General features: G+C 65.6%; 24 protein-coding genes. 12 read left to right on the top strand and 12 right to left on the bottom strand.

The window, feature by feature from the left end:
• The first annotated feature begins 92 nt into the window (after positions 1–92).
• The 7 genes from AC1ROT_RS09300 to AC1ROT_RS09270 all read left to right on the top strand — a co-directional run bounded on the left by AC1ROT_RS09300 (position 93) and on the right by AC1ROT_RS09270 (position 5,816).
• Positions 93–1,319 carry a GAF domain-containing sensor histidine kinase gene (locus tag AC1ROT_RS09300; RefSeq protein WP_492972491.1) on the top strand — a complete coding sequence of 409 codons (1,227 nt, stop codon included), beginning with the start codon at positions 93–95 and terminating at the stop codon, positions 1,317–1,319.
• Positions 1,320–1,427: 108 nt separating this feature from the next.
• Positions 1,428–1,982: a putative pterin-binding protein gene (locus tag AC1ROT_RS09295; RefSeq protein ID WP_492972492.1), complete on the top strand. Its 555-nt coding sequence runs from the start codon at positions 1,428–1,430 to the stop codon at positions 1,980–1,982.
• Between the two features lie 222 nt (positions 1,983–2,204).
• Entirely contained in the window at positions 2,205–2,423 is a 219-nt protein-coding gene (infA, locus tag AC1ROT_RS09290; protein WP_492972493.1) for a translation initiation factor IF-1, read from the top strand.
• A 13-nt stretch (positions 2,424–2,436) separates the two neighbouring features.
• A complete protein-coding gene (locus tag AC1ROT_RS09285) occupies positions 2,437–3,021 on the top strand; it encodes a Maf family protein (RefSeq protein WP_492972494.1) in 585 nt (194 codons plus the stop codon).
• A gap of 13 nt (positions 3,022–3,034) precedes the next feature.
• Positions 3,035–4,585, top strand: coding sequence for a ribonuclease E/G (locus AC1ROT_RS09280; protein WP_492998592.1), 1,551 nt, complete (start codon positions 3,035–3,037; stop codon positions 4,583–4,585).
• 6 nt (positions 4,586–4,591) lie between these two features.
• Positions 4,592–4,777 carry a DNA gyrase inhibitor YacG gene (gene yacG, locus AC1ROT_RS09275; protein ID WP_492972496.1) on the top strand — a complete coding sequence of 62 codons (186 nt, stop codon included), beginning with the start codon at positions 4,592–4,594 and terminating at the stop codon, positions 4,775–4,777.
• Positions 4,778–4,976: 199 nt separating this feature from the next.
• Positions 4,977–5,816 carry an MlaA family lipoprotein gene (locus AC1ROT_RS09270; protein ID WP_492972497.1) on the top strand — a complete coding sequence of 280 codons (840 nt, stop codon included), beginning with the start codon at positions 4,977–4,979 and terminating at the stop codon, positions 5,814–5,816.
• A gap of 74 nt (positions 5,817–5,890) precedes the next feature.
• Here AC1ROT_RS09270 and AC1ROT_RS09265 read toward each other — a convergent pair whose 3' ends face one another.
• The 3 genes from AC1ROT_RS09265 to AC1ROT_RS09255 are packed head-to-tail and all read right to left on the bottom strand — an operon-like array spanning position 5,891 to position 9,522.
• Complete coding sequence (locus AC1ROT_RS09265) at positions 5,891–7,981, bottom strand: ATP-binding protein (RefSeq protein WP_492998590.1); 2,091 nt, start codon at positions 7,979–7,981, stop codon at positions 5,891–5,893.
• A 60-nt stretch (positions 7,982–8,041) separates the two neighbouring features.
• Complete coding sequence (locus AC1ROT_RS09260; protein WP_492998588.1) at positions 8,042–8,572, bottom strand: GNAT family N-acetyltransferase; 531 nt, start codon at positions 8,570–8,572, stop codon at positions 8,042–8,044.
• Positions 8,573–8,577: 5 nt separating this feature from the next.
• Positions 8,578–9,522, bottom strand: a complete 945-nt coding sequence (locus AC1ROT_RS09255) for a hydrogen peroxide-inducible genes activator (protein WP_492998586.1) — start codon at positions 9,520–9,522, stop codon at positions 8,578–8,580.
• 176 nt (positions 9,523–9,698) lie between these two features.
• Between AC1ROT_RS09255 and AC1ROT_RS09250 the strand changes: the two genes are divergently transcribed.
• From AC1ROT_RS09250 to sugE, 5 genes are all read left to right on the top strand, one after another.
• Complete coding sequence (locus AC1ROT_RS09250) at positions 9,699–10,241, top strand: peroxiredoxin (RefSeq protein ID WP_492972502.1); 543 nt, start codon at positions 9,699–9,701, stop codon at positions 10,239–10,241.
• 74 nt (positions 10,242–10,315) lie between these two features.
• Complete coding sequence (gene ahpD / locus AC1ROT_RS09245) at positions 10,316–10,882, top strand: alkylhydroperoxidase, AhpD family (RefSeq protein WP_492998584.1); 567 nt, start codon at positions 10,316–10,318, stop codon at positions 10,880–10,882.
• Between the two features lie 391 nt (positions 10,883–11,273).
• Positions 11,274–13,565 (top strand): methyl-accepting chemotaxis protein, encoded by a 2,292-nt coding sequence (locus tag AC1ROT_RS09240; protein ID WP_492998580.1) that lies wholly within the window; start codon positions 11,274–11,276, stop codon positions 13,563–13,565.
• Between the two features lie 163 nt (positions 13,566–13,728).
• Positions 13,729–16,248 carry a methyl-accepting chemotaxis protein gene (locus AC1ROT_RS09235; protein ID WP_492998578.1) on the top strand — a complete coding sequence of 840 codons (2,520 nt, stop codon included), beginning with the start codon at positions 13,729–13,731 and terminating at the stop codon, positions 16,246–16,248.
• Positions 16,249–16,406: 158 nt separating this feature from the next.
• On the top strand, positions 16,407–16,727 hold the full coding sequence (gene sugE, locus AC1ROT_RS09230) for a quaternary ammonium compound efflux SMR transporter SugE (RefSeq protein WP_492972506.1): 321 nt from the start codon (positions 16,407–16,409) through the stop codon (positions 16,725–16,727).
• 6 nt (positions 16,728–16,733) lie between these two features.
• Here sugE and AC1ROT_RS09225 read toward each other — a convergent pair whose 3' ends face one another.
• The 9 genes from AC1ROT_RS09225 to AC1ROT_RS09185 all read right to left on the bottom strand — a co-directional run bounded on the left by AC1ROT_RS09225 (position 16,734) and on the right by AC1ROT_RS09185 (position 25,899).
• On the bottom strand, positions 16,734–17,879 hold the full coding sequence (locus tag AC1ROT_RS09225; RefSeq protein WP_492972507.1) for a hypothetical protein: 1,146 nt from the start codon (positions 17,877–17,879) through the stop codon (positions 16,734–16,736).
• Positions 17,879–18,313, bottom strand: a complete 435-nt coding sequence (locus AC1ROT_RS09220; RefSeq protein ID WP_492998576.1) for an NfeD family protein — start codon at positions 18,311–18,313, stop codon at positions 17,879–17,881. The genes AC1ROT_RS09225 and AC1ROT_RS09220 overlap by 1 nt, the downstream gene beginning before the upstream one ends.
• 11 nt (positions 18,314–18,324) lie before the next feature.
• Entirely contained in the window at positions 18,325–19,293 is a 969-nt protein-coding gene (locus tag AC1ROT_RS09215; RefSeq protein ID WP_492998574.1) for an SPFH domain-containing protein, read from the bottom strand.
• 86 nt (positions 19,294–19,379) lie between these two features.
• On the bottom strand, positions 19,380–20,087 hold the full coding sequence (locus AC1ROT_RS09210) for an ABC transporter ATP-binding protein (RefSeq protein ID WP_492972510.1): 708 nt from the start codon (positions 20,085–20,087) through the stop codon (positions 19,380–19,382).
• Positions 20,087–20,842, bottom strand: a complete 756-nt coding sequence (locus AC1ROT_RS09205) for an ABC transporter ATP-binding protein (protein WP_492998572.1) — start codon at positions 20,840–20,842, stop codon at positions 20,087–20,089. Before AC1ROT_RS09205 ends, AC1ROT_RS09210 begins: the two co-directional genes overlap by 1 nt.
• On the bottom strand, positions 20,839–22,146 hold the full coding sequence (locus tag AC1ROT_RS09200) for a branched-chain amino acid ABC transporter permease (protein WP_492998570.1): 1,308 nt from the start codon (positions 22,144–22,146) through the stop codon (positions 20,839–20,841). Before AC1ROT_RS09200 ends, AC1ROT_RS09205 begins: the two co-directional genes overlap by 4 nt.
• A gap of 3 nt (positions 22,147–22,149) precedes the next feature.
• Complete coding sequence (locus AC1ROT_RS09195) at positions 22,150–23,100, bottom strand: branched-chain amino acid ABC transporter permease (protein ID WP_492972513.1); 951 nt, start codon at positions 23,098–23,100, stop codon at positions 22,150–22,152.
• A gap of 87 nt (positions 23,101–23,187) precedes the next feature.
• Positions 23,188–24,411 carry a branched-chain amino acid ABC transporter substrate-binding protein gene (locus AC1ROT_RS09190; RefSeq protein WP_492998568.1) on the bottom strand — a complete coding sequence of 408 codons (1,224 nt, stop codon included), beginning with the start codon at positions 24,409–24,411 and terminating at the stop codon, positions 23,188–23,190.
• Between the two features lie 207 nt (positions 24,412–24,618).
• On the bottom strand, positions 24,619–25,899 hold the full coding sequence (locus tag AC1ROT_RS09185) for a serine hydrolase domain-containing protein (RefSeq protein ID WP_492998565.1): 1,281 nt from the start codon (positions 25,897–25,899) through the stop codon (positions 24,619–24,621).
• Positions 25,900–26,044: the final 145 nt, after the last annotated feature.

Below are 26,044 nucleotides of genomic sequence, written 5' to 3'. Positions count from 1 at the left end.
GGTCACTTGCATGCCGTCACCGTGACGAAACGGGGCTTGCTCCGGGGGCGCAATCGCCCTTAATACAGGGCGTGTTTCACGAGACCTCCCGCGTGCTGACTGCACCTCTGCCCCCCGACGAAGCCGAGCGCCTGGCCGACCTGCGCAGCTTTGCCATTCTGGATACGCCCTACGATCCGCGCTTCGATCGTCTGGTGCAGATGACCGCGCGCGTCTTTTCCACCGGCGGCGCCATGGTCACGCTGCTGGATTCCGATCGGCTGTGGTTCAAGGCGCATATCGGCATCGGCGTGCGCGAAGTGCCGCGCGAGCATGGCCTCTGCGCCTGGGCGATCCTGGATGACGAGGTCTGCGTCATCGAGGATGCGTTGCAGGATCCGCGCTTCGCCGACAATCCTTTCGTCACCGGCGAGGGCGGCTTGCGCTTCTATGCCGCTGCGCCGCTGGTCAGTCGCGACGGCCATCGCATCGGCACGCTGGCGGTGTTCGATTCCTCGCCGCGTCATTTCGATGCCGCACAGCAGCACCAGCTGCAGGATTTCGCCGCCCTGGTCATCGATGCGCTCGAGCTGCATCGCGCGCTGACGCAGACCGCCGCCGCCCATGAGGAAGCCCAGCTCGCCTCCCGCGCCAAGGGCGAGTTCCTGGCCTTCATGAGCCACGAGCTGCGCACGCCGCTCAATGCGGTGATCGGCTTTGCCGAGATGATGGAATCCGAAGCCTTCGGCCCGCTCGGCGACAGCCATTACAAGGATTACGCCGGCCTGATCCGCCAGGCGGGCTCGCATCTGCTGGAAGTCATCACCAGCATTCTTGATCTCAGCCGCATCGAAGCCGGCAAGATGACGCTGACGCTGGATGCGCTGACCGTGGTGGACGAGGCCGATGCGATCATCTCGCTGCTGATCGGCCAGGCGCGCCAGAAGGACCAGGCGCTGGTGATGGACGCCTCGCTGCATGGCCTGCCGGTGTTGCAGGCCGATCGCAGCGCCTTCCGCCAGGTGCTGCTCAACCTGATCTCGAATGCCATCAAGTTCACGCCGGCCGAGGGCCGCATCGTGGTCACCGGCGCCGCCGATGCCGACAGCATCCGCATCAGCGTGCGCGATGACGGGCCCGGCATCGGGCCGGCCGATCTGCAGCGCCTGGGCGAGGCCTTCTACCAGGCCGGCCCGAAGAACCAGCGCCAGCAGGGCACCGGCCTTGGCCTCACCATCAGCCACCGCCTGATGGCGCTGCATGGCGGCCGCATCAGCATCGCCAGCGCGCTGGGCGAGGGCACCATGGCCACCATGATCTTCCCGGTGCGCCGGGACTGATCCGCGCCTGACGGCGTATGCACGCGCCGGCGCGACCCTAAAATCCCTGGACAGATCGACAGGCCGGCGCGTAACCAGAACGGAGCGTTTTGCTTCGGGAGGAAAACGATGCTGCGTTCCCTGCTGGCCGCGCTCTGCGGCCTCTGCCTCGCGCTCTCTGTCCAGGCCGCCGAACTGGCGAAACCGGCCGGGCCGGTGGTGCTCACCGTGCATGGCAAGATCGCCAATACCAACCGTGGCGCGCTCAACGAATTCGACGACGCCTTTTTCAAATTCGGCAATGTCGGCTTCGACCGGGCGGCGCAGTTCGATATCGCCATGCTGGAAAAGCTCGGCCAGAAGAAGCTGACAGTGAAATACGACACCTGGCCGAAGGCCTATGCCTTCCAGGGTCCGCTGCTGCGCGATGTGCTCAAGGCCGTCGGCGCCACCGGCAGCCGCATCACCGTCTATGCCATCGACGGCTACGGCGCCGAGATCCCGGTCGCCGAGACCCAGGCCTTCGATGTGCTGCTGGCGCTCAGGGCCGATGGCAAATATCTGGGGCTGGGCGGTCGCGGCCCCACCTGGGTGGTCTATCCGCGTAACGACAAGCATCCGGCGCTCAAAAGCCATGACGACGCCAAATGGGTCTGGTCGGCGATCCGCATCGAGGTCGAATAACCTTTTAAGTGTATAAGTATTTTCACTAAACCCGTTTAACTAGAAACGAAGCTGAACGAAGCAAAATGAAGGCGGATTGCCGGTCCCGGGCGGCGGTTGCCCGGGCCCGGGTATCCCCCTGCTTGATTTTCCATGGGCGGGCGCGCATGTTCTCGCCGCGCCGCACGGACGGCGCCATGACTCGCGCCGCTGCGGCGCGGAAGACCGTAAAACAGAGGCGGAATGGCGAAGGAAGAATTGCTCGAATTCCCCGGCGTGGTTGAGGAGTTGCTCCCCAACGCGAATTTCCGGGTCAAGCTGGATAACGGCCACGAAGTGCTGGCACATACCTCGGGCAAGATGCGCAAGAACCGCATCCGCGTTCTGGCGGGAGACAAGGTCATGGTCGAAATGACCCCCTACGACCTGACCAAGGGCCGCGTCACCTTCCGCTTCAAGTAAGCAGTCACCGCCGATGGCCCCGCTCGTCCTGGCCTCGGCTTCGCCGCGTCGCCGCGATCTGCTGCGGCAGATCGGCATCGAACCGGCGGCCATCCTGGCCGCCGATCTCGACGAAACCCCGCAAAAAGCCGAATTGCCCCGGGCGCTGGCCGGCCGCCTCAGTGCGGCCAAGGCCGCCCTGGTCGCAAAACAGCGGCCCGAGGCCCTGGTGCTGGCTGCCGATACGGTGGTCGGTCTGGGCCGCCGCATCCTGCCCAAGGCCGAAACCCCCGACGAGGTGCGCGACTGCCTGGCCCTGCTGTCGGGCCGGCGCCACCGGGTCACCACCGGGCTCTGCCTGATCCACCCCGATGGCCGTCGCGCCGTGCGGCTAGTGGAAACCATCGTGCGGTTCCGCCGCCTGACCGATGCCGAGATCGCTGCCTATGTCGCCACCGGCGAGGGACAGGGCAAGGCCGGCGGCTATGCCATCCAGGGCCGCGCCGAAGCCTTTGTCACCTGGCTGGGCGGGCCCTATTCGAATGTCGTGGGCCTCCCGCTGGCGGAAACCGCCAAGCTGCTGCACGGCTTCGGCTATCCGCTTTGGCCCGAAACTTAGTATAGTCGATTCGATGGCCAACGAGCTTCTGATCGATGTCGGACTGACCGAGACGCGCGTCGCGCTGGTCGAGGACGACCGCCTGGTTCACCTGGATCTGGAACGGCCCGAGCGCGACTCCGCGCTGGGCGCGATTTTCCTCGGCCGCATCCGCCGCATCGAAAAGGGCCTGCAGGCCGCCTATGTCGATATCGGCCTCAGCCGCGATGGTTTCCTCGGCCGCGACGATCTGAAAGATCCCGGCGACAAGCCGATCGAACAATGCGTGCATGAAGGCGAGACCATCCTGGTGCAGGTGATCCGCGATCCGGTCGGCGAGAAGGGCGTGAAGCTCACCTGCCTGGTCGCGCTGCCCGGCCGCTTCCTGTCGCTGACGCCCTTTGATGCCGCCGTGCGTGTGACCAAGCGCATCGGCCAGGATGCCGAACGCATGCGGCTCGCCGCCGTGATGCAGAGCCTGATGGCGCTGGCCGACCAGACGCCGCTGGAAGTTACCGCCCGCCTGCGCCGCGCCGGCGACCGCCGCAGCACCGCGAAATCCGTGGCCGAAGACCGCCGCGAGGGCAACCGCCGCAAGGCCATGGGCTGCATCCTCAACGCCAATGCCGATGGCGTGTCGAAGGAAGAACTGCTGGCCGATCTGGAACGCCTGCGTGCGCGCTGGATCGCCATCGAGGAACGCGGCGCCAAGGCGGCCGAGTCATCCAGCGTACCGGCCGAACTGTGGCGCGAGATGGGCCCGGTCGGCCGCGCGCTCCGTGATTATGTCGGCGCCCGGCTCGATGCGATCCGCGTCAATGCCGCAGCAGGATTTGCGGAAGCGCGTGCCTGGCTGTTCGAGCATGCGCCGAACTACGTCGCCCGGCTCGAACGCTTCAACGATCCCACCGCGCTGTTCGAACTGTTCGATATCGAACATGACATCGCCGCCGCGCTCAGCCGGCATGTCGATCTGCCGTCGGGCGGCGCCATCGTGTTCGGCGAGACCGAAGCGCTCACCGCCATCGATGTCGATTCCGGCCGGGCCTCGTCGCGTGGCCATGCCTTCGAGGAACAGGCGCTCAAGATCAATGTCGAGGCCGCCGCCGAGATCGCGCGCCAGCTGCGCCTGCGCGGCATCGGCGGCATCGTGGTGATCGATTTCCTGCATATGGAAAACGCCGCTTACCGTGCCCGCACGGTGAATGCGCTGCGCGAGGCGCTGCGGCGCGATCCCGCCCCCACCAAGGTGCTGGGCATGTCGGCGCTGGGCCTGGTGGAAATGACCCGCAAGCGGGTGGGCGAGCCGCTGGCCGCCCGCCTGTTCGAGAACTGCGCCACCTGCGACGGCGACGGCCGGCTGCCCTCGCTGCCCGCCGTGCTGGCCGAGTTGCTGCGCCGGACCTGGCGCGAGGCCGCCAGCAATCCGGGCGGCAAGCTGGAAATCGCCTGCGCGCCTGACGTGGCCGCCCTGTTCGATCCCGAACTGCGCACCAAGCTGGAGCGCCAGATCGGGGCGGTGGTGCATGTGAAGCCCGAATCGGGCCGCCGCCGCGAATCGTTCTCAGTCGGACGCATGGGCTGACCCGCCATGGCGGCCAAACCCTGCCCGATCTGCGGCAAGCCGGCCGTGGAAAAGACCGCACCCTTCTGCTCGCCGCGCTGCGCCGATGTCGACCTCAACCGCTGGCTGAAGGGCGCCTATGCGATTCCGGCGGTCGAGACCGACGACCCGGATGACGATGAGGATGGCCAGGGTGGCGGGGGCCTGCATTAGCCGACTCGGCCCGCCCGCCGGGAGGGCGTCTGGGCGGGCGCCCGGGCCAGTGTTGCAGAACTGCATCACTGCCGCCGGAAAATATCGCCGCCCGGCCCGGTTGCGGCGACGGCGGTCACAGGGACCGGGATTCGACTTGCCTCCGCGAGCCGGATACCTGATAAGGTAAGCCTAAGAATTATAACGAGGTCCCAGCATCATGCCTGTTGCCCCGCGCTCCTTTGGCCAGCGCACGTCTCAGTGGAAGACCCTCGCAGCCGTCGCTCTGTTGTCCACCGGCATCCTCGCCGGTTGCGCAACCCCGCCCGCCGATCCGCAAGGCCGTGCCGATTTCGACGCCGTGAACGATCCGCTTGAGCCGATCAACCGCGCGATGTTCGAATTCCACCAGGCGATCGACAACCTGGTGCTCAAGCCGGTGGCCTTCGCCTACTCGATGCTGGTGCCGCCGCCGATCCAGACCGGTCTGCGCAGCGCGCTGGTCAATCTGAAATCCCCGATCATCCTGGCCAACGACCTGCTGCAGGGTGAGACCGGCCGCGCCGGCGACACCGTGTCGCGCTTCGCCATCAATTCCACCATCGGCGTGCTGGGTGTGTACGACGCCGCCGACAAGTGGTTCGGCATCCCGCCGCATACCGAAGACTTCGGCCAGACGCTGGCCGTCTGGGGCACCGGCGAAGGCCCGTATCTCTTCGTGCCGGTTCTCGGCCCGTCGAATCCGCGCGACCTGACCGGCTTCGTGGTCGACTCGGTTGCCGATCCGCTGAACTGGTATCTGCGCAACACCGATCGCGACGAGTGGATCATCGCGCGTGCTGCCGCCACCGGCATCGACGCCCGCGCCCAGCTGCTCGAGACGCTCGACAATCTGGAAAAGAGCTCGCTCGACTATTACGTCACCCTGCGCACGGTCTATCGCCAGCGCCGCCTCGACGAGATCGCCAACCGCGCGTCGAAGCAGCCCAACGTGTCGCCCACCTCGCTCACCCGCGCCGCCGATGCCGGCAGCGAGATCGAGACCAAGCCGGCCCAGTAAGCCGGGCGGCTTTCTCCGAATACCGGAACGGCGCGTCGCAGGACGCGCCGTTTTCGTTTGTGGCGTGGCAGGGATTATTTCGCCGCGTCAGCGATGATGCTGGCCGGCGGGAAATGCAGGGTGACGCGCGTGCCCTGCTGCAGCACCGACGATACGGTGACATAGCCCAGATGCAGTTCGATCAGCTTGCGGCAGATGCTTAAGCCCAGGCCGCTGCCTTCGCTGCGGCGGACGCCGGCATCGGCCTGCCAGAAGGGTTCGAAGACGCGCTCCAGGTTTTCTTCGGCGATGCCGATGCCGGTATCGGCCACCGTCAGCGCAAAACTGCCATCGGGTTCCAGCTCGCCTTCCACCGCAACGGTGCCGCCGGCCGGCGTGAACTTCACGGCGTTGCCCAGCAGGTTGATCAGCATCTGCTTCACCGCGCGCGCATCCACATGCAGCGGCGGCAGGTCGGCGGGCAGGCGGTTGGCCAGCTGCAGGCCGGCCTCGCGGGCGCGGCCCCGCATCAGGCGCAGGCTGTCTTCCACCAGGTCCTGCGGATCGTGATGGCCGCGTTCCAGCACGAAGCGCCCGCTCTCGATCTTGGATACGTCGAGGATGTCGTTGATGACGCCCAGCAGATGATGCGCGCTGCCGCTGATATCCGCGGCATATTCGAAATACTTGTCCGACTGCGGTCCGAGCAGCCGGCCGGCGATCATATCGGCAAAGCCGATGATGGCATTCAGCGGCGTGCGCAGCTCGTGGCTCATATGCGCGAGGAATTCGCTCTTGGCGCGGTTGGCGGTCTCCGCCACCTCGCGTTGCCGGGCGTAATTCTCGGCCAGCTTGGCACGGGCATCCGACTCCTCGCGCAGGGCGGCTTCCAGCTGCTTGCGGTCGGTGATGTCGGTGGCAATGCTGCCCACCGCCAGCAATTTGTTGTTCTCGTCATAGATGGGGAAACGCACCAGGATATAGTCGTGCAGCACGTTGTCGCGTGTCATGCTCTGGGTATCGAAGACCAGCGCCTTGCCCGCCTGCACGGTTTCGCGGATCTGCTGCTGCAGCTGCTCTGCGATTTCCGGTGGAAAGAACTCGTCGGCCGAACGGCCGATCAGTTTGGCAGGATCGCGCCGGATCTGTTCGGCATAATGGCGATTGATCATCAGGTAGCGGCCCTGCGGGTCTTGCAGCGCCATGATCAGCGGCGGGTTGTCCATCATGCCGCGCAGCAGCGCTTCGGTGGCGGCGCGCCGGCGCAGCTGTCGCCAGGTCCCCCACAGGGCGGCGATCGCGCCCAGCATCAGCAGGCCGAGCAGCAGGCCATAGGCAATGCCGGTGCGCTGCCAGCCGGCATCGACAGCCGCCTGCTCCACGCGCAGCAGCACGTTGATCGGAAAACCGCTGAGCCGCGACCAGTACAGGATGCTGCCATCGATCACGACATAGCCGCGCTCGCCCTCGATGAAGCCGGTCAGGCCGGCCAGTTCCGCAGCGGTGTCCTTCGGCCAGCCGATAATCAGGCGGCCCTGTTCATGCACCAGCGCGGCGGTCGAAATCGGCACGCCGAGATAATTCGGATCCAGCAGGTCGTCGGCCACGATATCGAGCGCGGCCACCACCACGCCGGCAAAGGCGCCGCTACGATCGGTCAGGCGTCGGCTGAGCCACAGGCTGCTCATGCTGTCGGTCCAGCCTGCGGTGATCTGCATGTCCTGGCCGGCGCGGTGGCGCTCGAAGCCCGGATGCCAGCTGAGGTCGCGTGGCATTGCGGTGTCGCCGATGGCAAAGCGGAACACGCCGTTGGCATCGTAGACATTGAGGCCGCTGAGCTGCTCCAGCGCGTCGACCGGCCGCGCCAGCGCATCGATCAGGCGGCCGTTGCGGCTGGCATTGGCCGCGTCGTCGACGATGATCTCGGCCACCACGATCTGCAGCAGCAGGTCGGCCACGTCGATCTGGCGCTGTGCCGCATCGGCCAGTGTGCGGCTCAGGCCCACGGCCTGCAGGTTCAGGCGTTCGTATTCGCTGTTGCGCAGGTTGAGCAGCAGCAGCCAGGACAGGCCGGCGGTCACGCTCAGCAGCAGCAGCACGGCGATGCCCAGGGCAATGAATCCGCGGGGCAGGGCGCGCATGCGCCGGCCGGGACTCAGGGTGTTCGCATGCTTGCCGTCCGTCATTGCCGGGTCATACCTCCGGCGCCAAGTCTCTCACAATCGGGCGCTGTGCCACAAAAGTTTTTATCCGCGCGGCGCGTTCATCGGATTGGCGGGGAACCATGAGGCGGCGGCCTCTTCGCCCAGGCGGGCGAGAGCCGGCTGCGTCATGCGGTAGGGCAGCCATTCGGTCTTATGGTGAATCCCGAGACGATGGTAGAAGTCGCGCGTCGGATTCCAGTCCAGCACATTGAGGTCGAGGCGCTGGCAGCCGCGCGCATGGGCGATGGCGGCCAGCGCCGTAATCAGCTGGCGGCCCAGGCCATGGCCGCGGGCGCGCTCCAGTACGAACAGGTCTTCCACGAACAGTCCGGCGCGACCTTCCCAGGTGGAGTAGTTGTGGAAGTACAGCGCGAAGCCGACCGGTTCGCCATCCAGCGCGGCGATCAGCGCCTCGAAGCGCGGCGTGGCGCCGAAGCCGTCGCGACGCACGTCGTCGGCGGTGATCTTCACGCTGCTCAGCGGCTCTTTCTCGTAAATCGCCAGAGCCTGCACCAGGGCGACGATCGTATCGGCATCGTCGGCGGTGGCCGGACGGATCAGGGTCTTCGACATCGCTCTCAGGCTTTCTTCGCGGGGGAGGGTTTGCCGGCCGGCGCATCCGGCTGGCGCAGGGCGGCGATCAGGGCTTCGCCGAACAGGGTGAATTCCGGTGCGCGCTGGGTGCCACGCCGCCAGGCGAGGCCGATATGGCGCGCCGTCGACTCGCCATTGAGGGGACGCGCCACCACATCGGTGCCGCGCAGGATGCCGGCATCGAGCGCCAGCTGCGGCAGCAGCGTGACGCCAAGCCCGCTGTCGACCATCTGCACCAGCGTGTGCAAAGAGGTGGCGGCAAAGCCGTCTCTACGAGGAGAGGGAGGGAGTCTACAAGCCGCCAGCGCATGGTCGCGCAGGCAGTGGCCGTCTTCCAGCAGCAGCAGCGGCGCATCGGCTAGGTCGTCCAGCTTCACGCTGCTGCGTTTGGCCAGCGGATGGTCGCTGCGGCTGGCGACCAGGAAGTGGTCGTCGAACAGCGTCATGGTATCCAGCGCGCCGCCTTCATAGGGCAGCGCCAGCAGCAGCAGGTCCAGCTTGCCGGCCTGCAACTGATCCACCAGCCGCGCGGTCAGGTCCTCGCGCAGGAACAGCCGCAGATCGGGGAAGCGTTTGCGCAAGCTCGGCAGCACGCGCGGCAGCAGGAAGGGCGAGATGGTGGGGATGACGCCCAGCCTTAAGGGGCCGCTCAAGGGCGCCGCCGCGGCACGCGCCACCAGCACCATATCCTCGGCCGTGCTCAGCAATTCGCGCGCCCGGCCGGCCAGATCCTCGCCCAGCGGCGTCAGCACCACCTTGCGCTTGGTGCGGTCGACCAGGGCGGCGCCAAGTTGGGTTTCCAGCTCCTGGATCCCGGCCGAAAGCGTCGACTGGGTGACGGAACAGGCATCGGCAGCCCGGCCGAAATGGCGGGTTTCCGCCAAAGTCACCAAGTATCGCCACTGCCGCAGGGTAGGGAGATTGAGCATCGGTCCATATAATCGACTGAAACGATTATTTTCAACGGAATTATCTGTTTGAACAATTAATAGAATGTATCTAATTATCACTTCCAGCGGGAACGGACAGTACCGGCCGGTATTGTCGGACGAGACCAGCCCGCGGCCCCAGACCCGAAAACACATGTGTAAGAGAGGAAGATTTCATGCTGACCATTGGTGACAAGTTCCCCGCCTTCAACCTGAAGGCCGTTGTCTCGAACGACCCGAAGAAGGGCTTTGCCGACATCTCCAACGCGTCCGACAAGGGCAAGTGGAAAGTCGTGTTCTTCTGGCCGAAGGATTTCACCTTCGTCTGCCCGACCGAGATCGCCGCCTTCGGCAAGATCAACGGTGACTTCAACGACCGTGACACCGTCGTCTACGGCGTGTCGACCGACTCCGAGTTCGTCCATCTGGCCTGGCGCAACAACCATGCGGATCTGAAGGATCTGCCGTTCGCCATGCTCGCCGACATCAAGCGCGAGCTGAGCCAGGAACTCGGCATCCTCGACAAGAACGAGGGCGTCTGCCTGCGCGCCACCTTCATCGTCGATCCGGAAGGCATCATCCGCTTCGTCTCGGTGAACGACCTCAGCGTCGGCCGCAACCCGGCTGAAGTGCTGCGCGTTCTCGACGCCCTTCAGACCGACGAACTCTGCCCCTGCAACTGGCAGAAGGGCGAAGAGGTCCTGAAGCCGGCTGCCTAAGCCAGACAGTCTCCGCCGTGCCCCGCAAGGGCACGGCGGACGGCTCGCTACCGAATAAAAAAAGGAGTCCCCCGATGAGCCTCGAAAGCCTGAAGTCCCGCCTTCCCGATTACGCCCGCGACCTGAAGCTCAACCTGGGTTCGCTCGCCACCGAGCCGGGCCTCACCGAGCAGCAGCGCGCCGGCACCTTCATCGCCTCGGCACTGGCCTCCCGCGATGCCAGCGTGATCCAGGCGATTGTCGCCGAATTCGCGCCGAAACTTTCGCCCGAAGCGCTGGAAGCCGCCAAGGCCGCTGCCGCCATCATGGGCATGAACAATATCTATTACCGCTTCGTCCATCTGATGGGCGAGGGCAATGCCGACAACCAGTACAAGACGCTGCCGGCGAAACTGCGCATGAACGTCATCGGCAAGCCCGGCGTCGACAAGGTCGATTTCGAATTGTGGTCGCTGGCCGTCTCGGCCGTGAATGGCTGCGGCATGTGCCTCACCGCCCATGAACACGAACTGCGCAAGGGCGGCCTCTCGGCCGAACAGGTGCAGCAGGCGATCCGCATCGCCGCCGTGGTGCATGCGGTGGCCGCCACGCTGGATGGCGAAGCGGCGCTCGGCGCTGGCCTTGCGGCGGCGGCTGAGTAAGTACTCCTACGTAATTCCGCCGGGCTCCCGCCCCTCCGCCCGACGGATATCCACGGGCGCCATCGCAAGATGGCGCCCGTTTTTATGTCATGAGGCGATGACAATTCGTCAGATTCTGCTGACGTTGTGCATGCTGCACATGGCTTCCATGCATAGAGTGCAAACGCGACAAACAGTCGCGTGACGGCGCGCACAGAGTCGGAAAAACCGCTTGTGCCCTGCCGGCCGGACTGCAATACGTCCGCCGGCGCCGCGTGTCATGCGGCCGCAAACAATCACTGAAAGAACCAGTCCGCCCCCAGGGCGGCTTAAGCGCGCGGAGCCTGTCTCTGCCGCGTCGGCATTGTTTTCCGTTCCGGCCCTGGCGCCGGAGCAGCAAAGGGATCGGGTCATGCGTATTCGCAGCAGCTTCCTGCTTTTCGTCGCCGTCATCGGCGTCATCGTGCTGGGCCTGGCCGGTTCGCTGATCCGTACAGCCTGGATGGATCACAGCAATGCCGTCGCCGCGCGCGCACTGGTGCTCACCCAGGGCGACCTGTTGCGTCTGGTCGAACTGATCGCCATCGAGCGCAGCGCCTATAATGCCGCGTTGCGCGACGACAAGGCCGGCGATCCGAACGGCGACTTTATCGCCAAGCCGCGCAAGGCCACCGACGATGCGCTCGCCTCGGCCATTCGCAACGGCCAGACCGCCCGGCATCCGGCCGTCGACCTGGTCAAGCTGGATGCGCTGCGCAGTTCGCTGCAGGACTGGCGCCAGCGCGCCAATGCTGCCCTGCCGCGCCCGCTGGCGGAACGGCCGAAGGATCTGGTCGAAGGCTTCTTCCCGGCGCTGGTGGCGCTGGGCGCCGGCCTGACGCCGCAGCTCAACCGCATCGACAGCGTGCTCGACCTGGCCGATGACCGCGTGTCGCAGCCGATGTCCGCAGCCCGTTTTGCCGCCGACATGCGTAACGAGGCCAGCACGCGCGGCACCACCATGGTCAATGTGGTGGTCTCGGGCAAGCCGATCACCCAGGCCTCGCTGCTGCGCTATTACGAGCTGACCGGTCATGTCGACCGTCTCTGGGCCGGCATCGTCACCATTGTCGGCAACCGCGATATCTCGCCGGCCTTCGCCAGCGTTGTCGCCAGGGCGAAGCAGGCCTATTACACCGACCTGCTCAAGCTCTATGACGATATCCGCAACGCCAGCGAGAAGAACGAGCCCTATCCTTTCACGGTGGCGCAGTTCCGTGACCGCCACAGTCCGCTGCTGTTCACCATGGGCGATGTGCGCGATGCCGCGGTCGCCGAGGCCCTGGGGGCCGCCGACACGGTGCTGGCCGAGCGCGTGCAGGAGCTGACCGTCTGGGGCAGCAGTGTTGCCGTGGCCGTGCTGCTGCTGGTGTTTGGTGCCGTCTTCTTCCTGCGCCGCGTGGTCAGCCCGCTGGGCGCCATGACCGGGACGATGACCCGCATCGCCGAGGGCCACAGTGCCGCCATCGGATATGCCGACCGCGGTGACGAGGTGGGCGACATGGCGCGTGCCCTCGGCGTGTTTCAGCGCAATGCCGAGGAAAAGACCCGCATGGAAGCGGAAGAGCGCAGCCGTGCCGAGGCGGAAAGCACCCGTCTGGCCGAGCAGCGCGAGACGGAGGCGGCGATCAGCCGCGAGATCGCGCAGTTCTGCGCCGCCGTCGGTGCGGGCGATTTCTCCCGCCGCATCGACCTGGCCGGCAAGGACGGCGTCTTTGCTGAACTGTCGCAGCAGATGAACGGCCTGGCCGACACCATGCAGAATGTGTTGCAGGACCTGGGCCGTGTGTTGCAGGGCCTGAGCAGCGGCGACCTGACCCGCGACACCGCCGGCCGCTATAGTGGCGCCTTTGCCACCCTGGCCGATGCTGCTCGCGACACGGTCGCGCGGCTGCGCGATGTTGCCACCCGCCTGGCCGACAGCGCCGAGACCGTGCGCACCGCCTCGGCCGAAATCTCCACCGGCAGCCAGGATTTGGCCAGCCGCACGGAAAGCCAGGCCGCCAGCATCGAAGAGACGGCGGCGTCCATGCACGAGATCACGGCCACGGTGCGCCAGAATGCCGATAACGCCCAGGCCGCCAGCCAGTTGGCAGTGGTGGCGCGCGATACGGCCGAGAAGGGCGGTGCGGTGGTTGCCAGCGCGGTGACGGCTGTCAGCCAGATCGAAACCAGCGCCCGCAGGATTTCCGACATCATCGGCCTGATCGACGAGATCGCCTTCCAGACCAATCTGCTGGCGCTCAATGCCTCGGTGGAAGCGGCGCGTGCCGGCGATGCCGGCAAGGGCTTTGCCGTGGTGGCGCAGGAAGTGCGGGCGCTGGCGCAGCGCTCGGCCGCCGCCTCCAAGGACATCAAGGGCCTGATCACGGAATCGAATGCCCAGGTGAAAACCGGCGCCACCCTGGTGAACCAGACCGGCAGCTCGCTCAACGAGATCGTCGGTGCCATCAAGAAGGTGTCGGATATCGTGGCCGAGATCGCCGCCGCCTCGAAGGAACAGGCCACCGGCCTCGACCAGATCAACACGGCCGTGGGTAGCATGGACGAGATGACCCAGCGCAACGGCGCCCTGGTCGAACAGACTTCGGCTTCGGCCCAGGCGCTGGCCGAGCAGGGACGGCAGCTGTCGGACCTGGTCGGCTTCTTCCGTCTGACGCATTAGCGGTTCGCTGTCTGCGGGCAGAAGACCCCGGCGGGTCCTGCCGGGAGTATTAATTTCTCGTAACTGTCTGAAAACGCAGGTAGGCCCGCCGCAGGACTTCCGCTAAATTCCCCCCTTAATACAGGGTCCGCTCCCGGCGGGCCTGATCAGGGGGGAGTGACCCATGCGTATCCGCGCCAGTTTCCTGCTGTTTGTCGGCATCATCGGCATCATCGTTCTCGGCCTTGCCTGGCAGGTGCTCAGCGACGTCTACAGCGATCGCCGCAATGCGGTCGACGCCCGCGGCCTCGCCGCCACCCAGGGCGAGCTGTTGCGCATCGTCGAACTGCTCGGCATCGAGCGCGGCGCCTATAACGCCGCCCTGCGCGATGCCAAGACAATGAATGCCAACGATGAGTTCCTGGCCAAGCCGCGCCAGGTCACCGACGATACGATTGCCGCTGCCATCGCCAATGGCCGCGCCTCCGGCCATCCGGCCATCGACCTGCGCCGCATCGAAGCGATGAAGACCGCCTTGGTCGACTGGCGCAAGAAGGCCGATGCTGCCGTGGCCCGGCCGATGGCCGAGCGCCCCGCCGATGTGATGAACGGCTATGTGCCGGCGATGACCGAGCTGGTCAACGGCATCACGCCGATGCTGAATTCGATCAATGCCGCGATCAGCCGCGCCGATGACGATGTCTCCGGTCCGATGGAGCTGGCGCGCCTCGCCGCCGACATGCGGGCCGAGGCCAGCGTGCGCGGCACCGCGACCGTGAACGTGATCGCCTCGGGCAAGCCGATCCCGCCGGCCACTCAGATCATGCTGTCGGAACAGGGCGGCAAGGTCGACGCCATCTGGGCCCGTATCGGCATGACCATGGGCACCATCGATCCGTCGCAGAACCTGCTGGCCAAGGTGGAAGAGACCCGCAAGGCCTTCTATGTCGACCTGGCTGCGATGTACACCTCCATCCGCACCGCCAGCGAGAAGGGTGAGGCCTATCCCTTCGCCATGGCCGATTTCCGTGCCAAGCAGAATCCGCTGCTCTATACGGCGGGTTATCTGCGCGACGCCGCCATCGCCGATGGCCTGGCGGTGGCCGATCGCCTGATCGCCGAGCGCACGCGCATCCTGCTGATCGAGGCGATCGTGACCGGCGTCAGTGCGCTGCTGCTGATCGCCGGCACCGTGTTCTTCCTGCGCCGGGTGGTGTCGCCGCTGGGCGGCATGACCCTGACCATGACCCGCATCGCCGAAGGCCAGAGCGCCGAGATCGGCCATGCCGAGCGCAAGGACGAAGTCGGCGACATGGCGCGTGCGCTGGCCGTCTTTCAGCGCAATGCCGAAGAGAAGACCCGCATGGAAGCCGAGGAGCGCGGCCGCGCCGAGGCCGAACGCACCCGCATGGCCGAGCAGCGCAGTGTGGAAGAAGCGGTCAGCCGCGAGATCGCGCAGTTCTGCTCGGCGGTCGGCGCTGGCGATTTCTCGCGCCGCATCGACCTGGGCAACAAGGACGGCGTCTTCCGCGACCTGTCGCAGCAGATGAACGGCCTGGCCGACACCATGCAGGGCGTGCTGGACGATCTCGGCCGCGTGCTGCGTGGCCTGAGCCAGGGCGATCTCACCATCAGCACATCGGGCCATTATCAGGGCGCGTTCGGCAGCCTGGCCGATGCTGCCCGCGAAACCGTCACCCGCCTGCGCGACTTCGCCGCCCGTCTGGCCGAAAGCGCCAGCACGGTGCGCGATGCCTCCAGCGAGATTTCCACCGGCAGCCAGGATCTGGCCAGCCGCACGGAAAGCCAGGCCGCTTCGATCGAGGAAACCGCCGCTTCGATGCACGAGATCACCGCCACGGTGCGCCAGAATGCCGATAACGCCCAGGCCGCCAGCCAACTGGCGACCGTGGCGCGCGACACGGCGGAAAAGGGCGGCAGCGTGGTGGCCAATGCGGTCACCGCCGTGACGCAGATCGAGGGCAGCGCCCAGAAGATCAGCGACATCGTCGGCCTGATCGACGAGATCGCCTTCCAGACCAATCTGCTGGCGCTCAATGCCTCGGTCGAAGCCGCGCGTGCGGGTGAAGCCGGCAAGGGCTTTGCCGTGGTGGCGCAGGAAGTACGCGCGCTGGCGCAGCGGTCCGCCAATGCCAGCAAGGACATCAAGGCGCTGATCACGGAATCGAATGCCCAGGTGAAAACCGGCGCCACGCTGGTGAACCAGACTGGGGCTTCGCTGACCGAGATCGTCGGTGCCATCAAGAAGGTGTCGGATATCGTGGCCGAGATCGCCGCCGCCTCGCGCGAGCAGGCCACCGGCCTTGACCAGATCAACACGGCCGTTGGCAGCATGGATGAGATGACCCAGCGCAACGGCGCCCTGGTGGAAGAGACTTCGGCCTCGGCCCAGGCACTGGCCAACCAGGGCCGCGAGATCGCCGAACTGGTTGGCTTCTTCAAGACCGGCGGCGGCAGTGCGAATACCGGCGCACCGCGGCCCGCGGCTGCAGCGCCGCCGGCCGCTGTTGTCAGGCCGGAGTCTGCACCGGCGCCGAAGCCGGTGGCAGCAGTGGCCCGTCCGGTCGCGGCAAAGCCGGTTGCCGCAAAGCCCGCGCCCGCACCGGCCCCGAAAGCCGTATCCGCGCCGAAACCCGCTCCCGCGGCAAAGCCCGCGGATGATGACGACTGGCAGGAATTCTGAGCCTCTTGCCTTTCGGACTGCCCATTGCCATATGAGAAAAAGCCGGGACGACCCGGCTTTTTCTTTGTCCGTTGGATGGAGGCGGGGACGACCCTGCCAGCAGAGCGCCCGCATGGCGGAATGCCGGCCGCGCTTGCAGAGCGAAGGAGCAATTCGCCATGGCATGGATCATTCTGTTTCTCGCCGGCCTCACCGAAATCGGCTGGGCCATTGGCCTCAAATATACGGAAGGTTTTACCCGGCTCTGGCCCACCGTCGGCACCGTGGCCTGCATGGTGGTCAGCCTGCTGCTGCTCGGCCTCGCGCTAAAGGACCTGCCGATCGGTACGGCCTATGCGGTCTGGACCGGCATCGGCACCATCGGCACGGCGGTTCTCGGCATCGTGCTGTTCGGTGAAAGCGCCGCGGTGCTGCGGCTGGTCTGCATCGGGCTGATCGTTGCCGGCATCGTCGGGCTCAAGCTGGTCAGCACCACCTGACAGCGCTCAGCGGCGCGCGCGCGGCCCCGGATCGGTCAGCAGCACGTCGCGCAGCAGCTCCAGCCGGCGCGCCATATACACGGCGCTGACATGCTCCACCACCTGCAGGCCGGCGATCATGGTGTCGAACCGTGTCCGCGCCTGGTCGAACCGTCCGATGTCGAAGGCTTCCAGCGCCGCCAGCAGATTGGGCAGGCCCAGGCCTTTCTGCTCCACGGCGCGATAAGTCGGCAGCGGCATGAAGGCGTAGTAGACCGGGATGCATTGCCGCACCAGCCGCATGGCGCTGGGTCCCAGCAGCGGACGTTCGGGCTCCGCCTGCCGGGCGCGTTCCAGGAACAGCAGCAGGGCATCGGTGCGCACATGCACCTGTTCCCAGGTCTCGCGGTCGTTCTGCGGCTGCAGCGCGACATAATAGGCCTGGCAGAGTCCGGCAGCGCCCGCGTAGTCCATCGCTTCTGCGGTCTTCATGTTTTCCATCATCTTGGTCTGCCAGATGATGGTGTCGCGCAGCAGCGCGGCATCCTTGAGGTCGTAGGCGACCGCCAGGCGGATGCGCAGGATGTCGAGGCTGATCATCTCGACTTCGGAAAGCTCGGCCGTGATCGGGAAGACCATCTCCTTGCCGGTCGTCATCCGCGCGATCAGGGCGAGCGCCTCGTCGGGCTTGCCATCGGAGCGCAGCAGTTCGGCGCGCGCGATGTTGCTGCGCTGCCGCTCGAAGGACATGTCCGGTTCCTGCAGCCCGGCATAGCGGCGGTCGAATTCCGCCAGCGCCTTGCGGCTCTCCTCCTCGAAGCCCTCGTCCACCAGGATCAGCGCCATGCTGGCCAGCATGTTGCCGAGCACAGTGGCGTGCGCGCTGCCCTGGCCCTGGCGCAGGGCGAGGTTGCAGGTATCGAGCGCGGATTTGTCGACGCTGATGGTCAGCGAGAGGATGCAGAATCTGGCGATCACGCTGGGGACCAGCTCGTCGGGAATACCGCGCTGCAGGGCGGTCGAGTAACTGATCATGGCGAGTCGCAGATCGCCGATTTTCTCGGCGGCCTGGGCGGTCTGCAGGGCGCGGAAGCCCTCGTCATCGGCGCGCACGGCGGTGCCGCTGCCGAGCATCAGCAGAAGCAGGGCGAGGGCGACAAGACGGCCGCGCATCAGGCTTTCCGCTGCACCGTCAGCACCACGCCGTCGCTGCCGGTGATCGTCACTTCCGTGCCGGCGGGCAGATCGGGACCGCTGACCGGCCAGACGCTGTCGCCCAGCGCGATCTCGCCCCGTCCGGCATGCAGCGCCGTGGTCAGCACCGCCGTGCGGCCGATGAAGCGCGCGGCACCGATATTCACGCCGGGCACGGCCGTGTCCTTGCGCCGGCGCAGCAGCAAGCCGCCGCCCAGCGCCAGGATCGCCAGAACGCCATAGAGGCCGAGCTGGGACGCGAGCGACAGATCGGGCAGCGCCAGCAGGATCGCGCCGAGCACCAGCGCCGGCAGGCCGAGCCAGACCAGCACATTGCCCGAGACCAGCACTTCCAGCACCACCAGCACCAGTCCGATGACCAGCCAGTGCCAGGCGAGCAGCGCGAACGGCATGATCGGGTCCCTCAGGCCTTGGGCTCGCCCCAGGGCTTGGGCGAGGCAGGAGTGGCGGCGCGGACCTGGGCGGCTTCCTTGGCCAGTTCGGCAATGCCGGCAAGGCTGGCGACGATGCCGGTGGCTTCCATCGGCATCATGATCATCTTCTGGTTCGGGCTTTCGGCCAGCTTGGCAAAGGCCTCGATGTATTTCTGCGCCACGAAGTAATTGATCGCGGCGATGTTGCCGCCGGAAATCGCGTCGCTCACCGACTTGGTGGCTTTGGCCTCGGCTTCCGCCAGGCGTTCGCGCGCCTCGGCATCGCGCTGCGCGGCGTCGCGGCGGCCTTCAGCTTCCAGCACCGCGGCCTGCTTCTGGCCTTCGGCGCGCAGGATGGCCGCCTGCTTCTCGCCCTCGGCGGCCAGGATTTCGGCGCGCTTGCTGCGTTCCGCCGTCATCTGCTTGCCCATGGCGTCCAGCAGGTTCTGCGGCGGCTGGATATTGCGCAGTTCGATGCGCGTGACCTTGACGCCCCAGGGCGAGGTGGCCTGATCGATCACCGACAGCAGGCGGCGGTTGATCTGGTCGCGCTGCGACAGCGCCTCGTCCAGGTCCATGGCGCCGATCACGGCGCGCACATTGGTCATCGCCAGGGTGCTGAGCGCGATGGTCAGGTTCTGCACTTCATAGGCGGCCTTCACCACATCGAGGATCTGGTAGAACACGATGCCGTCGGCCTTGACGGTGGCGTTGTCCTTGGTGATGACCTCCTGCTCGGGGATTTCGAGCACGATTTCCATCACCGAGATGCGATGCCCGATCTGTTCGATATAGGGCAGGATCAGGTTGATGCCGGGGCTGAGCGTGCGGGTGTAGCGGCCGAAGCGCTCCACCGTCCACTGCTGGCCCTGCGATACGGTTTTCACGCCGGCCAGGATGGTGACCACCACCAGGATGGCGAGGACGATCAGCACGACCGTCGCAGGTGAAATGTCCATGAATGCCTGCCTTCGCTGCAAAAAACCCGGCGCCCAGTCTTATGCACGCGGAGGCAGTGACGCAAGCGCGTTCTGCGACTTTTGGATTACACTTCCAGCCATTCCTTGCGGATGGCGGCATTGTCCATCAGCTGTTTGGCCGTGCCCTCGAACACCATATGGCCATGGCCCATGACATAGAGCCGCTGGCAGATTTTCAGCGCGATGGTCAGTTTCTGCTCGACCAGCAGGATGGAGACGCCGCGCGCGGCGATGCGCTCCAGCAGCGTGCCGACCTTCTCCACCATCATGGGCGACAGGCCTTCGGTGGGTTCGTCCACCATCACCAGGTCGGGGTCGCCCATCAGGGTGCGGCACATGGTCAGCATCTGCTGCTCGCCGCCCGACAGCACGCCGGCCGGGGTATCGGCGCGTTCGGCCAGGCGCGGGAAAATCTCGAACATGTCGTCCATGCTCCAGCGACCGGCGGTCTTGGCGCTCTTCTGGCCAAGATAGAGATTCTCGCGCACCGTCAGTGCCGGGAAGATGTCGCGGTTCTCAGGGACATAGCCCAGGCCGCGGCGCGCGATCTCGTGCGGCTTGAATCCGGCGATCTCTTCGCCCTTGAAGACGATCGAGCCCTGCGGCGGCACATCGCCCATGATCGCCTTGATGGTGGTGGAACGGCCGACGCCGTTGCGGCCCAGCAGCGAGACGATCTCGCCGGCCTTCACGTCGAAACTCACGCCATGCAGGATATGGCTCTTGCCATAGTAGGCATGCAGGTCGCGCACTTGCAGCATCACGTCGCTCATCAGTGTTCCGCCTCCAGGGCCTGGCCCAGATAGGCCTCCTGCACGGCCTTGTTGCTGCGGATATTGGCCGGCGTGTCGCTGGCGATGATCTGGCCATAGACCAGCACGGAGATACGGTCGGCCAGGTCGAAGACCACGCCCATGTCATGCTCCACCATGATCAGCGTGCGGCCCTCGGTCACCTTGCGGATCAGCGCCACGAAATGCGCGGTCTCGGACCGGCTCATGCCCGCGGTCGGCTCGTCCAGCATCACCACGCCGGCGCCGCCGGCGATGGTGATGCCGATCTCCAGTGCGCGCTGCTCGGCGTAAGTGAGCATGCCGGCGGGAAATTCACGGCGCTCGATCAGGCCGATCTGCTGCAGGATGGCATCGGCGCGCTCGTTGGCATCGGTCAGCTTGCGGGCGTTGTGCCAGAAGGAATAGCGGTAGCCCAGATGCCACAGCACGGCGCAGCGCACATTCTCGAAGACGCTTAGTTTTGGGAAGATGTTTGTGACCTGGAAGCTGCGCGACAGGCCGCGGCGGTTGATCTCATAGGGCTTCAGCCCGGTGATGTCCTCGCCGTTTAGTTCGATGCGGCCCTCGCTGAGGCCGAAGCGGCCGGAGATCAGGTGGAACAGCGTCGACTTGCCGGCGCCGTTCGGGCCGATGATGGCATGGCGTTCGCCCTTGCCCACCTGCAGCGACACGCCGCGGATGATCGGGGTGATCCCAAAGCTCTTGTGCAGGTCGTGGAGCGCAAGCGCGGTCATTTGCGCACCTCCCGCTCTGTCGCAGTGGGGGCATGCGCCGCATTGCCGAAGGCCTCGGCAAACTGTGGCCCCCAGCGCCGGCCGAGCAGCAGGGCGGCGGCGATCAGCGCCAGCGCCAGGATCCAGGGCAGCAGGCCGTTGGAATTGTAGGCGATGCCGAGCAGCTTCATCGCCGGCCCGTCGGATGCGGTTTTCACCATCTGGTGATGCGCGGTCTCGATCAGCAGCACCAGCCCGGCGATCCCCATCGCCGCCGGCACCACCATCAGGCCGTACCAGGGCAGGATGCTGAGCAATGTGCCGCGGCGGACCAGCGGAATATGCAGGGCGATCAGCCCGGCCATGCCGCCCGGCGCGAACACCACCATGCCGACGAACAGCAGGCCGAAATACAGCATCCAGGCGCCGGTGATGTCGCTCAGGAACACCTGCAGCAGCACGACCAGGATGGCGCCCAGGATCGGACCGACGAAGCTGCCGACACCGCCGATGAAGGTCATCAGCAGCACCACGCCCGACTGTCCGCCCGAGATGTTCACCGCATTCATCAGTTCGAAATTGATCGCCGCCAGGCCGCCGGCGATACCGGCGAAGAAGCCGGAAATGCAGAAGGTGATGAACCGCACGGTCTGGGTCGAATAACCGATGAACTCGGCGCGCTCCGGGTTCTCGCGCACCGCGTTGCACAGGCGGCCGAGCGGCGTGCGGGTAAAGGCATACATCAGGATCATGCAGGCAAAGCACCAGGTGGCGATCAGGTAATAGACCTCGATCTGCGGCCCGAAGCGCACGCCCCAGAGCGTCAGCATCTTGGTGCGGTTGGCGGTGATGCCTTCCTCGCCGCCGAAAAAGCCGCGCAAGATCAGCGACAGCGAGGCGATCAGTTCGCCCAGCCCCAGCGAGATCATGGCGAAGGCGGTGCCGGCGCGGCGCGTCGAGACGGCGCCGAAAATAAAACCGAACAAAAGCCCCATCAGGCCGCCGAACAGCGGCAGCACCGGCAACGGAATCGGCAGTTTGCCAGCGGCAATCGTGTTCATCGCATGGACGGCGAGGAAGCCGCCCAGCCCGTAATAGACCGCATGGCCGAAGCTGAGCATGCCGGTCTGGCCCAGCAGCATGTTATAGCTGAGCGAGAACACGATCATGATGCCCATCAGGCACATGGTGGTGAGCGCGGCACCCGAGGTGAAGATCTTCGGCAGCACCAGCATGATGGCGGCGGCCACCAGCCAGATGCCGTAGCGGCGGACAAGATCGAGCGCCGTGAGCGGGCGGGCGGGATGGAGCGCGGTGCTGGTCATCGCTCAGGTCTCCCGCGTGCCCATGAGGCCCGTGGGCCGGAAGATCAGGATCAGCACCAGCATCAGATACGGCACCACCGGGCCGACCTGCGCCACCGTCACCTGCCACAGGTCGCTCAACAGCCCCTGCATCGGACGGGCGACGCCGATGGCGGTCAGCGCATCGCCGAAGGAATAGTTGATGGCGATGGCGAAGGTCTGGATCAGGCCGATCAGCAAGGAGGCGATGAAGGCGCCAGGCAGCGAGCCCAGGCCGCCGAACACGACCACCACGAAAAGAATGGGGCCCAGCACATGGGCCATGCTCGGCTGGGTCACCAGGGCGGGGCCGGCGATCACGCCGGCGAGCGCCGCCAGGCCGCAGCCGAAACCGAAGACCATCATGAACACCTTCGGCACATTATGGCCCAGCATCGCCACCATGTTCGGATGGGTGAGCGCCGCCTGGATGATCAGGCCGGTGCGCGAGCGCGTCAGCACCAGCAGCAGCACCAGGAAGATCGCCACCGAGATCAGCAGCATGAACATGCGGAAGGCGGGATAGGTGGTGCCGAAGAGTTCGAAGGCGGGGAAGTCCAGCAGCGGCGGCACGCGGTAATCCACCGGCAGCTTGCCCCAGATCATCTGCACCAGTTCTTCGATCACGAAGGCGAGGCCGAAGGTGAACAGCAGCTCGGCCACATGGCCCCATTTATGGACGGTGCGCAGGCCCCAGCGTTCGACGCCGGCGCCGATCAGCCCGACCAGAACCGGTGCCACCACCAGCGCGGTCCAGAAGCCGGCCCACTGGCTGATCTGGAATCCGAAATAGGCGCCCAGCATGTAGAAGCTGGCATGGGCGAAATTCAGTACGCCCATCATCGAGAAGATCAAGGTCAGGCCGCTGGCCAGCAGGAACAGCAACATGCCGTAAAGGACGCCGTTCAGCGTCGAGAAAATCACCAGTTCGAGCAATGACGCCCCCGTCTATCCTGTTACGCAGCGCAAAGCAGAGACGAAACGGCCCCGGTATGACCCGGGGCCGTTGTCATTGCAAGGCCGTCAGCTCGGCTTGGCCATCTTGCAGGTGGTGGCCACGTCGGTCTCGCCCATCGGCACGCTCGCGGCCAGTTTCCAGCCCCAGCCGGTATTCTCCTCGTCGAACTTCATGTCGCCCGACAGCGGGGTGAGCGCGGAGATGTAGATGTTCTGGAAGAACTGGTGGTCTTCCGCCCGCATGTAGGTGTCCTTGCCGTAGATGTCCTTGAACTTCATGCCGCGCAGCTTCTCGGCGAACACCTTCGGATCGTTCGACTTGGCCTCGTTCATGGCCATGGCCAGCATTTCCATTTCGTTGCGCACGCGCGGATACCACCAGCCCTGGCCCGCCGACTTCTTGCGGAATTCATCCTCCCAGGCGTAGTTCTCCTTGGTGTTGATGTTGGCGAAGCCTTCGGTGATCTGGAAGACCTTGTCTTTCAGGCCGGTCTGCTTCACCGCCGTCGGGCCGCCGGCGCCGCCGGCATAGTAGGTGTAGTAATCCACCTGCAGGCCGGCATCGGCCGAAGCCTTCAGCAGCAGGGCGATGTCGCTGCCCCAGTTTCCGGTGATGACGCTGTCGGCGCCGCTCGCCTTGATTTTAGCGATATAGGGCGCGAAGTCGGTGATCTTGGCCAGCGGATGCAGTTCGTCGCCGACGATCTGGATGTCGGGCCGCTTGGCCTTCAGCATCTCGTTGGCCGATTTGCGCACCGCATGGCCGAAGGAATAGTCCTGATTGATCAGGTAGACCTTCTTGATGTTCGGCTTGCCCTTCATGTAGCTGGTGAGCGCCTGCATCTTGATGTCGCTATGGGCATCCCAGCGGAAATGCCAGTAGCTGCATTTGTCGTTGGTGAAGGCCGGATCGACCGCGGCGTAGTTGAGATACACCACTTCCTTGCCGGGATTGCGCTCGTTGTGCTTGTTGACGAAATCGATCATCGCCGCCGCGGCGCCCGAGCCGTTGCCCAGCGTGAGGATGCGCGCACCGGCATCGATGGCCTTCTGCGCCGCGATCACGGTTTCCTGCGGGCTGAGCTTGTTGTCGTAGGTGACCAGTTCCATTTTCTGGCCGTTCACGCCGCCCTTGGCGTTGATGCGGTCGATCATGTACTGGAAATGCTTCACGCCATGCTCGCCGATCGGGGCCATGGCGCCCGACAGCGGATCGATGAATGCAATCTTCACCTGCGCCATGACGGGCGCCGTCATGCAAAGGCCGACCGCGAGTGCAGCCGTGGCCATACCTGTCCCGTAACGAGTCGGCATCGTTTCCTCCATCCAGTTATGTCGCAGCGGCTTCCGGTCCGCTGATCCGCCTTTTAGCGGCGAATTCTTTTATCGCACAAAACCGTGCCGATACGACGGCAGAGAGTCAAGACAACAAGCGTGTGATCGCTCTCCCGTCGTAACGCACACAGTCTGCACACAGAGTTGGACTCATGCGGGCGGTCACTTCACCAGCGCGGCATAGACCATGTCGCGCATCAGCGCGCGATAGGTCAGGCGCTGCTTCGGCGACTGCATCATGAAGACCACGAACAGTTTCTCTTTGGGATCGACCCAGAAATAGGTGCCGCCGGCGCCGCCCCAGTAATAGTCGCCGGCCGAACCCGGATCGGGCGATACGCCGGCGGCGGTGCGCACACCGAAGCCGAGGCCAAAGCCGTAACCCGGACCCGGCAGGTAATAGGGGCCGGGCACCGCGCTGCCCATGTGGTCCGAGGTCATATAGGCGAGGATTTTCGGGCTCAGGTAGCGCTTGCCGTTCTGCGCGCCGCCATCCAGCAGCATCTGCAGGAATTTCGCGTAATCCATCGCCGTGCCATTCAGGCCGCCGCCGCCGGATTCATACTTGCCGGCCTTGCGCGGATCGAAGAACTCCACGCCGCCGCCCAGGCTGCGGTCGTCGGGGAAGGGTTCGGCCACGCGCGACTGCTTGGCCGCATCGGTGACGAAGAAAGATGTATCGGTCATGCCGAGCGGGCCGAGCAGGCGATCTTTCAGCGCGGCGCTCAGGGGTTTCTTGTCCACCACCTCGACCACGCGGCCGAGAATGTCGGTGGAATGGCTGTAATCCCAGGTGCTGCCGGGCTGATAGGCCAGCGGCAGCTTGGCGATGCGCTCGGCGAATTCGGCATTGTCGAAATCGCCGGTGAAGATGTCGCCATACAGGGCCTTCACCGCGCCCACGCCGAAGAAGCCGTAGGTGATGCCGGATGTATGGCGCATCAGGTCCTGCACCGACATGGCGCGGCGCGGCGGCACCAGTTCAAGCGTCGGCTTGCCGCCGGCCTCGGCAGCGGGTTTTTCCACGCCCACCTGCACCTTGGCGTAAGACGGGATGAATTTCGCCACCGGATCGCTGACGTGATAGCGGCCTTCCTCCACCTGCATCATCGCCGCCACCGTCACGATCGGCTTGGTCATCGAATAGATGCGGAAGATGCTGTCGCGCGTCATCGGCGCCTTGGTCTGCGGATCGCGTGTGCCGAAGGCCTCGAAATAGGCCACCTTGCCCTGGCGGGCGATCAGCAGCACGGCGCCGGGAATGGCCTGGGCCTCGCTGTCGGCCTTCAGCCGGGCGCTGATGCGGGCCAGACGGTCGGGCGCGAAGCCCAGCGCTGCGGGCTCGCCGCGCGGCAGCAGCTCTGCTGCCAGGCTGAGCGGTGTGTAGAGCGCAAGGACGGTAAAACCGGCCAGCAGAGCCAGCCTGGATCGGTACGCTTTCATCGGGGCCTCCCGGGCCAGTTTATTTTTCTTTTGCTTGGCCACCATGATTGTCGGACAATCCGACCAGAGTCAAACACACAGTTCTGTCGCCGCGGCTGGACCCGGGCGATGGAAATGCCGATCATCCAAGTTGCGGTTGAAACGG

It is taken from the genome of Ferrovibrio sp. GW821-FHT12E11, from assembly GCF_058806975.1.
The sequence above is the reverse complement of the archived record's forward strand: the minus strand, read 5'-3'. Positions and strand labels throughout refer to the sequence as shown.